The organism is Agarivorans sp. DSG3-1 (genome assembly GCF_046774965.1).
Classification (GTDB): domain Bacteria; phylum Pseudomonadota; class Gammaproteobacteria; order Enterobacterales; family Celerinatantimonadaceae; genus Agarivorans.
The window spans coordinates 4,195,239-4,208,424 of record NZ_CP177241.1 but is presented as its reverse complement, the minus strand read 5'-3'; the positions used below and the strand labels follow the sequence as shown (position 1 = coordinate 4,208,424).

Below are 13,186 nucleotides of genomic sequence, written 5' to 3'. Positions count from 1 at the left end.
GCACACAACATATTAGTAAGAGATTTAGCATGGATAAAATTTATAATTTTTGTGCCGGTCCAGCCATGTTACCTGAAGCAGTAATGCAACAAGCACAGGCAGAATTTTGCAATTGGCAGGGGCTAGGTGTGTCTGTCATGGAAGTGAGTCACCGTGGCAAAGAATATATTGCTATGGCTGCACAAGCTGAGCAAGATCTTCGAGACCTATTAAACATTCCTGATAACTATAAAGTATTGTTTTGCCAAGGCGGCGGTCGAGGACAGTTTGCTGCTGCACCGTTAAACTTACTCGGCGACAAAACGTCAATTAGCTTTATTAGTACCGGTCAGTGGTCGAAAGGCGCGGTAGCAGAAGGTGAAAAGCACGCCGAAGCTAAAGTATTTGATGCGATAAGCACAAATGCTCAAGAGCAGGTAGCGGTTAAACCAAGCAAAGAGTGGCAATACGACGAGCAATCGGCTTATGTGCATTATTGCCCAAATGAAACCATTGAAGGCATTGCCATTGATGAGATTCCTGAGGTAGGTGATATGGTGCTAGTGGGTGACTTCTCATCTACTATTTTATCGCAACCTATCGATGTAAGTAAGTTTGGTCTTATTTACGCGGGCGCGCAGAAAAATATCGGCCCATCAGGCTTAGCCATTGCTATCGTTCGTGACGATTTACTCGATAAAGCTCATCAGCTTACCCCCAACATTTTTAACTACAGCTTATTAGCGGGTAGTGATTCAATGTTTAATACGCCGCCAACGTATTCTTGGTATTTAGCGGGTTTAGTCTTTAAGTGGCTAAAATCTCAAGGCGGCTTAAGCGCAATGGCTGAAAAGAATGCGGCGAAAGCGGAGTTACTCTATTCATTTATTGATAGTAGTGACTTTTACCAAAACAATGTAGCGCCAGAAAACCGCTCTAAAATGAATATTCCTTTTCAGTTAGCCAATAGCGATTTGGATGCGGCTTTTTTATCTGAGTCTGCAGCAGAGGGTTTAGTGACGCTAAAAGGTCATCGGATTGTTGGCGGCATGCGCGCTAGCATTTATAACGCTATGCCAATTGAAGGCGTACAAGCGCTAGTGAGCTTTATGCGCGACTTTGCTAAGCGTAACGGTTAAGGAAGTAATATGAGCTGTGATTTTCATGCCTTAGCTAGTCTGGGTATTCAAGGCTTACGACCTTACCAAGCAGGCAAACCTACCGATGAACTTGAACGCGAGTTAGGCATTAGCAATATTGTTAAACTAGCGTCTAATGAAAACCCAACGGGTATGAGCCCCAAAGCTAGCGCAGCAATCGAGCAAGCGATTGCTGAGTTAACCCGTTATCCTGACTCAAATGGTTTTTACCTTAAGCAAGCCTTGGCGAGTAAGTACCAATTAGCGCCAGAGCAGTTTACCTTGGGCAATGGCTCTAACGACGTATTAGATCTTATCGCTAGAGTATTTGTTAGCCCTGAGCATGAAGTGGTATTTTCACAACATGCCTTTGTGGTGTATCCCATTGTTACGCAGGCTATTGGCGCTAAAGCGGTGGTGGTACCGGCAAAAAATTGGGGCCATGACTTAGATGCTATGGCAGAGGCGGTTACTGATAACACTCGCTTAGTGTTTATCGCCAATCCCAATAACCCTACGGGTACCTATTTGAGTAGTGAAGCCTTATATGGCTTTATGCAAAAAGTACCAGAGCATGTAGTGGTGGTATTGGATGAAGCTTATTACGAGTACTTAAGCGAAGACCAGCAAACACCTTCAACACAATGGTTAAGTGAGTTTGCCAACTTAGTGATTACTCGCACCTTTTCTAAAGCATACGGCTTAGCAGGTTTGCGCGTAGGTTACGCAATTTCAAATCCCGAAATCGCCGATTTACTTAATCGCTTACGCCAGCCTTTTAACGTAAACAGTTTAAGTTTGGTGGCGGCTGCGGCAGCATTACAAGATCAACAGTATTTGCAACACAGTGTAGCGCTTAATCAACAAGGCCTAGCGACACTAGAGGCTTTTTTTGAGGAGGCTGAAATAAGTTTTATTCCCTCAAAAGGCAACTTCATTAGCTTTTTAGCGCCGGGCGGCGATGCCGAGGCTCTATACCAGCAGTTGTTACACAAAGGTGTTATTGTGCGCCCAGTAGGTCCTTATCAAATGCCTGGTTATTTACGGGTAAGTATTGGTACAGAGCAAGAAAATCACACTTTTATCCAAGCATTAAGCCAGCTTATTGGCACTAAATAAGTAGAGAATTTGAAACATGGAACAATTAACCCTACAGCCTATCTCTCGCATTAATGGTGAAATTAACTTACCAGGCTCAAAAAGCGTATCTAACCGTGCTTTATTGCTCGCAGCCTTAGCTGAAGGTGAAACCGTATTAAGCAATTTGCTTGATAGTGATGATATTCGCCATATGCTCAACGCGCTCAAAACATTGGGTGTGAGCTACCAATTGTCAGACGACCGAAGCCGATGCCGCGTAACGGGTTTAGGCCGAGCATTTAAAGTAGAGCAAGCCGAAGAGTTGTTTTTGGGTAATGCCGGTACTGCAATGCGCCCTTTATGTGCAGCTTTATGTTTGAGCCAAGGCGAATTTACCTTAACCGGTGAGCCGCGTATGGAAGAGCGCCCAATTGGCGCACTCGTTGACGCTTTACGCCAAGTAGGCGCCGATGTAACTTACTTAAAAACCGAAGGCTACCCGCCGCTAAACATTAAAGGCACAGGCCTTAAAGGTGGCAAGGTAGATGTTGATGGCTCAGTATCTAGCCAATTTTTAACAGCTTTTCTAATGGCTGCACCTTATGCCGAGCAAGACATTGAGATCTCTATAGTTGGAGAGTTGGTATCTAAACCTTATATCGATATCACCTTAAAGATGATGTCGGCATTTGGCATTGAAGTGGAAAACGATAACTACCAGCGCTTTGTGGTTAAAGGCCAACAAACATACACGGGTGCAGGCGAGTTTCTGGTTGAAGGTGACGCCTCTTCGGCTTCTTACTTCTTAGCTGCTGGTGCAATTAAAGGTGGCGAAGTGAAAGTGACAGGCGTGGGTAAAAAATCCATGCAAGGCGACGTATTGTTTGCCGACGTATTAGCTGCAATGGGCGCCGATATAGAGTGGGGCGATGATTACATTATTGCTCGTAGTGGTGAGTTAAGTGCTGTTGATTTGGACATGAACCACATTCCAGATGCGGCTATGACCATTGCCACGGCGGCTTTGTTTGCTAAAGGCACTACTGCAATACGTAACGTATATAACTGGCGAGTAAAAGAGACCGACCGCTTAGCGGCAATGGCTGCTGAACTTAAAAAAGTGGGCGCAACCGTAGTGGAAGGTCACGACTTTATTGAAGTGACTCCTCCAGCTAAATTAAACCATGCGGCCATTGATACTTATGATGATCATCGCATGGCGATGTGTTTTTCATTGGTGGCGTTAAGCGATACTGCTGTAACCATTAATGACCCGAAATGCACTTCTAAAACTTTCCCTGATTATTTTGAGCGCTTGCAACAACTTAGCGAATAAAGTAGTCGAAAATTTTTCATAACTTAGTTAGTCTTGAAGAGTCACTTAGGTGACTCTTTTTTTACATCCGCGTTTTATCTCAAGCACTGCTGAGACTAAAAATAAATAGGCGAAAAGCCAATACTAAAACGCGGCTAAAACGGTAACTAAAACTATGAATGTTTACACTGCGCGGCAGGCGATCCTCGATCGCAAGCAGCGAGTCGTCGCTTATGAGCTATTGTTTCGCGATGGTCCCGACAATGTGTACCCTGATATCGATCCACATGAGGCTACGTCTAAGCTAATTATTCGCACTCAGCTTAATGATGGCTTGCATGCGATTACTCAAGGTAAACCTGCTTTAATCAACTTTCCTGAAGAAAGTCTGCATTCAGAAATGGTGAAGTTACTGCCTAGCAAGCAGGTAGTAATTGAAATTCTTGAAACCGCCAAACCCAGTGAGAAACTGTATAAGCGTTGCCAATCGCTGTTTCATCGAGGCTACCGCTTAGCCTTTGACGACTTTGTTTATAAGGCTGAATGGGAACCTTATCTTAAGTTTGTCCGCTTGATAAAGGTGGATATTCAACGTACGCCTTTGGAACAACTAAGTACATTATTTGAGGCCTTAAAAACGCGCAAAAAAATTAAACTGTTAGCGGAGAAAGTGGAGACTCAAGAGGAATACCAACAAGCGCGAGATTTAGGCTTTAATTTTTTCCAAGGTTATTATTTTTGTCGCCCTGAAATGCATGTGTCAAAAGACATCGATGCCAGCTATTTAATGATTTCTCGCTTGTTTTATGCCGCCACTCGCGAAGATGTAAATATCAATGAAGTGGTGCGTTATTTTGAGCGTGACACAGGGCTTAGCTACAAATTATTGCGCTTTGTTAACTCTGGTAGTTTACCCATAGTGGAAGAAATGGCATCGATTAAGCAAGCCGTCGTTTACATTGGTAATACTCAACTCAGAAAGCTAGTCGCCTTGCTTGCCAGCGCGATGGCGGTAAGCCATAAACCGCGTGAACTAGTGCGTATGTCGGTACACCGAGCACGCTTTTGTGAACTGGTGGCTATGCATAAATCGCCAGCTATGCAAGAAGCTGCATTTTTATGCGGTTTGTTTTCCTTGCTTGATGCGCTTTTAGACAAACCATTAAGCGAATTGCTTTACAGTTTACCCCTAGAACAAGACATTAGAGATGCGCTATGTAGCGAGCAACCGTCGCTATTGCGTTACATGTTGCTCACTATTAAATCATATGAAGAAGGGCACTGGTATAAAACTGAGCGCTTAGCCTCACAATTACGAATGGATTATAAGCAAATTGAACACCTTAATTTGCAAGCTATGTTGTGGAGTGAGCAATATCAATCGCTTATTCAGCCTAGTTAAATAGCGCTAATGCTGCGTTTTATTAACTTTATGTGAATTTGTGACTTAACTGCCCATTTCTGCGACTTTTAAACGAGTTAGTATCGTTTGAATCAAATATTTTCTGGTTGTTTTTGGTATGCTGTTAGCAATAATGCACTTGGCGCAAAGAATGCCAAGGCAATAGCGCGAGTTTTAGGAGCTAATTAGTTTGCGGTTGTGCCTCGTTAGATACTTAACGTTGCTAGTGGTAGGTTGTTGTTGGTCGTTAGGCGTGAATGCCTATATAGTCAATGCGAGTGAATATCAATGGCTCGAAGATAATCCAGAGATAAAGGTGGCAGTAGTTGCTGATCGCCTGCCTTTGGAATACGTGGACCATACTGGCACTCCTGCTGGTTATGCCATTGATACCCTCAATAGTTTAGCCTTTCAAACCCGTTTAAAACTTGAATACCAAATTTTCTCTAGTGTTTCTGAAGCCATCTTGGCCTTACAGCATGGTCAAGTAGACATGTTAAGTAGTGCTAGTACTCACCGTCGCCTCAGCCCTTTTGTTAGTTACACCGTACCAAGCTGGCAACAGCCCTTAGCCCTGTTTAATCCTTTACAGCAAGCGCGCTTGAGGAATATGCAACAGCTCACCGGCAAGTCTATTGCGGTGGTTGCAGGAAGTAGCGCTCAGGAAGTTTTATTGGAGAATTACCCTGGAGTAGAGCCGCTAATTTATGCCTCTCTCGCCGATGCAATTCGCTCAGTAGTAGAGCAACAAACTATGGCGTTACTGGCGGGTAGCGATGAAGTGGCTGCTCACTTACGCGGTATGCCGCGTTGGCATCTACAACAGTCTTTTATATTAGATGAATCATTAGAGCATCAATTTGCTATTCGAGACGACTGGAAACCTTTGGTCGCATTACTCAATCGTGGCTTATTGTCGATGGATGATGCTCAATTAGCGCAAAGTTATCAACGTTGGCAGGCTTACTCGGCTCAAAGTGGTGATGCAACGAGTATCTCTTACTGGTGGTTCGTCGGTTTGCTGATGGCGCTATTTGTGGTCAGCATTAGCGTTATATTACTAAGACAAAAATTTGTTAAAGCCAATCTTAAATCTACCCAATTAAGAGAACAGCTAGAGTACTGGAAAAACCACGATGAAGTGACTGGTTTGCCAAATCGTCGCCATGTTACTCGCTTGCTCACCAGTTGGTTAGATGACGCAGTACCTTTGTCGGTATTGATGTTTGACTTCCCAAGGCAAAATGAAGTGTTTGAAAACTTTGGTCAACGTCTAGGCGAAGTAACAAAGGAAGCTTACGCAAAGCGGGTACAAAAAAGTCTGCGTAAACACTACCCAGAAGCCCAGCTTGCTTATTGGTATCATCACTATTTCGTGGTGGTTGTACCAAATGTGAATAAAGACAAAGAAGTGATCGAGATAGCCAAGCAAATCGTGCAAAGCTGTCGAGGTTGGTTGCGACTAGAGCAACTGCAACTGTTAACTCGTTGTCATGTGGGTTATTGCAGTTATCATCCTCGCCGAGAAGCGCTTCACAGCGATACCTTGTTAGCCAATACTTTTACTGCTTTGAATCATGCAGTGAAAACCGGCGTTAGCATTTGCCGTTATCGACCAGATTTAAGCCAAGCGGGTTTAGTTAAGCTAACCCTTGAATCTAAACTGCGTAAAGCAATTGGTAACAACGAACTAGATTTATTCTTCCAGCCACAATTTTGCTTAAAGACCAATAAAATGATTGGCGCAGAAGTATTGCTGCGATGGTTTACTCCAGAAGGTGCTATTTCGCCAGATGAATTTGTCCCCGTGGCCGAGGAAACTGGCTTAGTATTGCAGCTTGATAAATGGGTGTTTCAAAATGCCATGCGTTTTATGGCGCGTTTTTCTAGCCAGCTACCTGAAGGCTTCAAGTTATCAGTAAACTTTTCTGCCACTACGGTATCTTTAGGTCATGCAGAGAAAATCGCGATTAATTATGCGAGCCAATGGCAAGTTAATCCACAGCGTATTTGTATTGAGATTACAGAGTCGGCAATGATGGAACAGCCCACTGAGGCTAAAGCCAGTATTCAAAGAATGCGTGACGCAGGGTTTGGTATTGCAATTGATGACTTTGGTACCGGCTATTCGTCTATGGCTTATCTGAAACACCTGCCCGTGACCATTCTTAAAATTGACCGCGCCTTTGTTAGCGGCTTAGAAGAAAATTTATCCGATCAACATATTGTAAAAGCAATGGTGATGATTGCCCGGAGCATGAAATACCAAGTGCTTATTGAAGGTATCGAAACCCAAGCTCAGGCCAATTTGGCCTCGGTGATGGGTTGTGAACAAGCACAAGGTTACTTCTTTGCGAGACCTCTTCCGCAAAACGATTTTGTTAAAAACTACCTAACCAAACCTCAATCAAAAGAGAACTTAAGATTAGTTGTTAATTAATCTTGGCGCGTCTTTTGCTTTTCCCTGTATAACTAACAACAATGCCATTTATCTGGCGGTAGAGGGAAATCATGAGAGTTGATTCAGCAAACCTATTTAGCGAACTGCAATCAATGGCTGGAGAAATGAAAACCGGCGGCATTGGGCAAGACTTTGCTCAACCTAATGGTCAGCTAGGCGTTTCTAAAGTAAACAGTGATTTTGGTAGCTTGTTGAAAGATGCAATTAATAACGTAAATGGCTTGCAGTCTAATGCCAATGATTTACGCACTCGCTTTGATTTAGGCGACCGTAACGTAGGTATTGGTGATGTAATGATTGCCGCACAAAAATCTAGCATCGCGTTTGATGCCACCGTACAAGTAAGAAATAAATTAGTTGATGCATACAAACAAATTAGTTCTATGCCTGTTTAACATGGCTAGGGAAATATTGTGGCGAGCGAAGGAAGTAACGCAATGAGTCAAGAACCCGCACTACTAGGTTCAGATAGCGACGGTGATAGCTTGGAAGCAACAGAACAACAGAGTTCTGCACTTTCATTCTTGAGCAACAGCGACGTGCTACGCCAAGTCATTATGATTTTGGCTTTAGCTATCTGCTTGGCCATGGCCGTATTTTTATTAATGTGGGCCAAAGAGCCAGAGATGCGTCCGCTGGGTACCATGAATACGCCTGAGCTGGTTGAAACCTTAGACTTTCTTGACCAAGCCAAAATCCCTTACACCATAGAAGGCAATACGGTATTAGTTAATGCCGAGCAATATCAAAGCATCAAACTCAAACTTCGTCGTTCTGGATTAACTGAGTCGGTTCCTGATGGCGAACAAATTTTGCTTAACGACATGGGATTTGGAGTAAGCCAACGCCTTGAAGGTGAGCGATTAAAGCTTAGTCGTGAGCGCCAATTAGCCACCGCCATTGAGCAAATGAACTCAGTGAGCAAAGCCCAAGTATTATTAGCTATTCCTAAAAGCAACGTATTTGCCCGTCGCGAGCAGAAACCATCAGCCACTGTTGTGGTGAATTTGCGCGGTATGAATGGCTTACAACAAGAAGAAATTGACTCCATCGTAGATATTGTAGCCTCAGCCGTTCAAGGCTTGATTCCTAGCCGGGTTACGGTCACCGATCAAAATGGTCGCTTACTTAACTCGGGTAGCCAAGACCCACTGTCTTCTCGCACTCGTAAAGAGTTTGAAATGGAGCGTAAACGCGAGAGCGAATACAAAGACAAAATTGACGCAATTATGATCCCAATTGTTGGGGTGGGTAATTACACCGCTGAAGTAGACGTAACCTTAGATTTTACTGCTGTAGAGCAAACTCAAAAGCGTTTCAATCCAGACTTACCGGCAGTTCGTAGCGAATACACTATTGAAGATAATAATGTTGGCGGTGGCGCTATTGGTATTCCTGGCGCATTGACTAATCAGCCGCCGCTACCTGCTGAAATTCCCGAGCAAGCGGGTGGGGCTAATGCTCAAGCTCAATCCGGTAGTAGTCATAAAGAATCAACCCGTAATTACGAACTAGATACCACCATTAGTCATACTCGCTCGCAAGTGGGTGTAGTAAGGCGTTTAAGCGTATCGGTTGCTTTAGATTACAATAGTCAAGTTTCTGACTCTGGGGAAACCAGCCGCGAACCGCGGTCTGCCGAGCAAATGGGCAGCATTCGACGTTTGTTACAAGGTGGTGTCGGTTTTAATTTAAGCCGAGGGGATACTTTAGAAGTGGTGAGTGTGCCATTTTCTCGCCCAGAAATATTTACCGAAGCTGATTTACCTGTTTGGGAGCAAGCTTGGTTCTGGCGCGCCATGCGCATGGCGGGTAGTGTACTGGTCTTGATTGTGCTGATTGTGGCAGTAGTAAGACCAATGCTAAATCGCATCCTATCTAGCGGTGAAGACAGCGAACATGCTGAGACCGACTTAGATGCTGCATTGGCGGCCTATGAAAATGATGATGACTTACAGCTAATATCGGCAGACAATACTGAGGTCGATTTCGGTATTCGCGATGGACAGCTAAAACTGCCAGACTTACACAAAGATGAAGACATGCTGAAAGCGGTTCGAGCACTAGTCGCCAACGAACCAGACCTTGCAGCCATGGTAATTAAAGATTGGGTAATTAACGATGCCAAATGAAGATGAAATCAACCCAGAAGAAGTTCTGGGAGATATGAACGGCATTGAGCGCGCAGCGATTTTAATGCTGAGCCTCAACGAAGATGACGCCGCGACCATATTCCGTCATCTTGAACCTAAACAGGTTCAGCGTTTGGGTATGGCGATGGCCTCGTTAGAAGACTTTTCTCACGAGCGAGTGGTAGCGGTTCATCGTTTGTTTATCGACGATATTCAAAAATACACCAATATTGGTATTGGTAGTCAAGACTTCGTACGTAAAGCGCTAACTGCAGCACTGGGTGAAGATAGAGCATCTAGCTTAGTTGACCAAATTATTATGGGCAGTGGGGCTAAAGGCCTCGATTCCTTGAAATGGATGGATGCCCGCCAGGTGGCTAACATCATTCAAAACGAGCACCCACAAATTCAAACTATTGTGTTGTCTTACCTAGAAGCCGAGCAATCTGCCGAGATTATGTCGCAGTTCCAAGACAAAGTGCGCTTAGACCTCATGATGCGTATCGCCAACTTAGAAGAAGTGCAGCCTGCAGCATTAACTGAATTGAACGAAATTATGGAAAAACAATTTGCTGGTCAAGCCGGTGCTCAAGCAGCCAAAATGGGCGGCCTGAAGGCGGCAGCCAACATCATGAACTTCCTAGATACCAATATGGAAGGTATGTTGATGGACTCTATTCGCGAAAGCGACGAAGAAATGGCTCAACAAATTCAAGACCTTATGTTTGTATTCGAAAACTTGGTGGATATCGACGACCGAGGTATTCAAACATTGCTGCGTGATGTACCCGGCGAGTTACTGCAAAAAGCGCTTAAAGGCGCTGATGAAACACTTAAAGAGAAAATCTTCAATAATATGTCTAAACGGGCCGCAGAAATGCTACGTGATGATTTAGAAGCGATGGGGCCAATTAAAGTGAGCGAAGTAGAAACTGCTCAGAAAGAAATCCTATCTATTGCTCGTCGACTTTCCGAAGCCGGTGAAATTATGATTGGCGGTGGTGGCGGCGACGAGTTCTTATAAAAATGACCGAACAAGATAAACCCGTTAAACCACAAGATACAGAAGTTAACGCTGCAGCAGACGAAAACAGCGCTGACTCAGTAATGGGTGATGATATCGCGGCTTTACTGGAAGAAACCCAAGGTGTGCCTCAGCAACAAGACGAGGACGAAACATCTCAACACGCAGCAGAGCAGGCTCCTAGACCTGCACCTGCAGATTCAAACACTGACTCAATCATGGGTGATGATGACATCGCCGCGTTGCTGGAAGAAACCCAAGGGATGCTTCAGCAACAAGACGAGGATGAAACATCTCAACACGCAGCAGAGCAGACTCCAGCAGCTACGGATGCAAACACTGATTCGGTGATGGGCGATGATGATATCGCGGCTTTATTGGACGAAGCTCAAGCATTGCCGAGTAATGAGGCTGTTGAGCAATCTTCAGAGCAACAGGAACAGAATGATGAACAAGCTGCAATTGATGCCTTGCTTGCTGGCGTTGAACAAAGCAGTGAGCCTGAAGAAGCAATCGACAGCCCTGTAGTGGAAGATATTGCCTGGCCACTGCCCGAGTTTGAAGATACGACTCGTGATACCGCTGAGCCTGTTAGCAATGTATTAAACATGAAACCGGCTTGGTTTAATGAAGAGCCGGTAGAAGATGAAGCAGAAATTCAGTTTGAGCCAATGACCATTGAAGAGCTGGAAGCACTTCGCCAGTCAGCTTATGAAGAAGGCTTTGCTGAAGGCAAAGATGCGGGTCATAAAGAAGGCTTGGTTAGTGGGCAAGAAGAAGGCTTAGCTTTAGGGAAAACCCAAGGCCAACAAGAAGGCCTTAGCCAAGGCCTAACCGAAGGCCAGCAGCAAATTGATGCCTTGGGTGCGCAATGGGGAAGTTTGATTGACCAGCTGCACCAGCCTAATCGACAAATTGATGCTGAAGTTGAACAGCAGATTGTTGATTTAGCCATGAAGTTGACGGCTGAAATTGTTCAGGTTGAATTGGTTAGCAATCCCAATGTTATTGCTAAAACAGTAAAGCAGGCTGTAGCGGCCCTACCATTGCAAAAACAACATATTCGTATTCATTTACACCCGGTAGATTTGGCTATTATCGAGCAGATATTTCCTCCCGAAACCCAAGAAAAGAAAAAGTGGCAGTTGCTAGCCGATGGCAGCCTTACCCAAGGTGATTGTTTAATCGAGAATGATTTATCATCTGTTTCAGTTGAGATGAACGAAGTTATTAAACAAAGCCTACAGTCTTTTATTCGCCAAAATGGTCAAGACGATGACGCTGAGCCAACGACTTAGTTCTTATAACACCGAGCATGTGCGTAATAACCCAACAGTGGCGGGCAAGCTGACTCGAGTAGTGGGCTTAACGCTTGAAGCTGTAGGGTGTCGTGCACCAGTGGGCTCTTTATGCTCAGTAGAAACTCTCGACGGATTTCTAGAAGCTGAAGTTGTTGGCTTTTCCGGTGACAAGCTTTTTTTAATGCCGAGTGAGCAGTTAACCGGTGTATTACCTGGCGCTCGCGTGATCCCAATGCATGAGAATCATGGCATTCCGGTGGGTATGGAACTGCTAGGACGAGTGATTGACGGTGTGGGTAAGCCGCTAGACGGACTGGGCGATATTCATTGTAAACAGACCACTAATTTAAGCTCTGTTCGCCTTAATCCCATGGCAAGAAAACCAATTAAACAGCCTTTAGATGTTGGGGTTCGCTCGATTAATGCGGTGTTAACTGTAGGCCAGGGCCAGCGCATGGGCTTATTTGCCGGCTCAGGGGTGGGTAAAAGTGTATTAATGGGCATGATGACTCGTGGCACTACAGCAGATGTAGTAGTGGTGGGGTTGATTGGTGAACGTGGCCGAGAAGTAAAAGAATTTATTGACGATATTTTAGGTGAAGAAGGCCGCAAGCGAGCCGTAGTTGTGGCTGCCCCCGCCGATGCTTCTCCACTAATGCGTTTGAAAGGCTGTGATACTACCTTAACTATTGCCGAGTACTTTCGAGACCAAGGCTTAAATGTGCTGCTACTTATGGATTCATTAACGCGTTACGCTCAAGCGCAGCGTGAGATTGCCTTAGCAATTGGCGAGCCACCTGCTACTAAGGGCTATCCGCCCTCAGTGTTTGCAAAATTACCTCGCCTTGTTGAACGTGCTGGAAACGGTGGGGAAGGGCAGGGTTCGATTACCGCCTTTTTCACAGTTCTTACCGAGGGGGATGATTTGCAAGACCCCATTGCCGATGCGGCCCGTGCAATTCTTGACGGACACATCGTGTTATCTCGCGAGCTGGCAGACTCAGGTCATTATCCAGCGGTAGACATTGAAAAATCCATTAGCCGAGTGATGCCTGCGGTAACTAGCGATGGCCATCAGCAACTTGCTCGCCAGCTTAAATCCTTAAATGCCTCCTACCAGCAAAACCAAGACTTGATTGCTATTGGTGCCTACCAACGCGGTGCTGACAAACGTATTGATTTAGCTATAGGCATGAAGCCACATATGGATCAGTTCTTGCAACAAGAGATGAAAGAAGTGGTAGCTTATGACGAAAGTCTGACGCGGATGGAGCGCACCATGCAAATGGCTAATATTAATGCTCAAGGTCCGCTCAGTTAAACTACCTTGATGTTCTCTACTTAGGAGATGCT

The 13,186-nt window shown here is 44.8% G+C and carries 10 protein-coding genes; all 10 read left to right on the top strand.

Going from position 1 to position 13,186, the window contains the following annotated elements:
- Nucleotides 1-29 precede the first annotated feature (29 nt).
- The 10 genes from serC to fliI all read left to right on the top strand — a co-directional run bounded on the left by serC (nt 30) and on the right by fliI (nt 13,154).
- Nucleotides 30-1,118 (top strand): 3-phosphoserine/phosphohydroxythreonine transaminase, encoded by a 1,089-nt coding sequence (gene serC / locus ACLD71_RS19525; protein ID WP_411991724.1) that lies wholly within the window; start codon nt 30-32, stop codon nt 1,116-1,118.
- A gap of 9 nt (nt 1,119-1,127) precedes the next feature.
- Nucleotides 1,128-2,237, top strand: a complete 1,110-nt coding sequence (hisC, locus tag ACLD71_RS19520; protein WP_411991723.1) for a histidinol-phosphate transaminase — start codon at nt 1,128-1,130, stop codon at nt 2,235-2,237.
- A gap of 16 nt (nt 2,238-2,253) precedes the next feature.
- Nucleotides 2,254-3,534: a 3-phosphoshikimate 1-carboxyvinyltransferase gene (gene aroA / locus ACLD71_RS19515; RefSeq protein ID WP_411991722.1), complete on the top strand. Its 1,281-nt coding sequence runs from the start codon at nt 2,254-2,256 to the stop codon at nt 3,532-3,534.
- 154 nt (nt 3,535-3,688) lie between these two features.
- Nucleotides 3,689-4,915 carry an EAL and HDOD domain-containing protein gene (locus tag ACLD71_RS19510; protein WP_137671411.1) on the top strand — a complete coding sequence of 409 codons (1,227 nt, stop codon included), beginning with the start codon at nt 3,689-3,691 and terminating at the stop codon, nt 4,913-4,915.
- 253 nt (nt 4,916-5,168) lie between these two features.
- Nucleotides 5,169-7,355, top strand: coding sequence for a putative bifunctional diguanylate cyclase/phosphodiesterase (locus ACLD71_RS19505; RefSeq protein ID WP_411991721.1), 2,187 nt, complete (start codon nt 5,169-5,171; stop codon nt 7,353-7,355).
- Between the two features lie 71 nt (nt 7,356-7,426).
- Nucleotides 7,427-7,771, top strand: coding sequence for a flagellar hook-basal body complex protein FliE (gene fliE / locus ACLD71_RS19500; RefSeq protein WP_137671409.1), 345 nt, complete (start codon nt 7,427-7,429; stop codon nt 7,769-7,771).
- A gap of 42 nt (nt 7,772-7,813) precedes the next feature.
- Entirely contained in the window at nt 7,814-9,508 is a 1,695-nt protein-coding gene (gene fliF, locus ACLD71_RS19495; protein WP_161985057.1) for a flagellar basal-body MS-ring/collar protein FliF, read from the top strand.
- A complete protein-coding gene (gene fliG / locus ACLD71_RS19490; RefSeq protein WP_137671407.1) occupies nt 9,498-10,532 on the top strand; it encodes a flagellar motor switch protein FliG in 1,035 nt (344 codons plus the stop codon). Before fliF ends, fliG begins: the two co-directional genes overlap by 11 nt.
- A gap of 2 nt (nt 10,533-10,534) precedes the next feature.
- Nucleotides 10,535-11,830 carry a FliH/SctL family protein gene (locus tag ACLD71_RS19485; RefSeq protein ID WP_411991720.1) on the top strand — a complete coding sequence of 432 codons (1,296 nt, stop codon included), beginning with the start codon at nt 10,535-10,537 and terminating at the stop codon, nt 11,828-11,830.
- A complete protein-coding gene (gene fliI, locus ACLD71_RS19480; protein ID WP_411991719.1) occupies nt 11,808-13,154 on the top strand; it encodes a flagellar protein export ATPase FliI in 1,347 nt (448 codons plus the stop codon). Before ACLD71_RS19485 ends, fliI begins: the two co-directional genes overlap by 23 nt.
- The last annotated feature ends 32 nt before the right edge of the window (nt 13,155-13,186 follow it).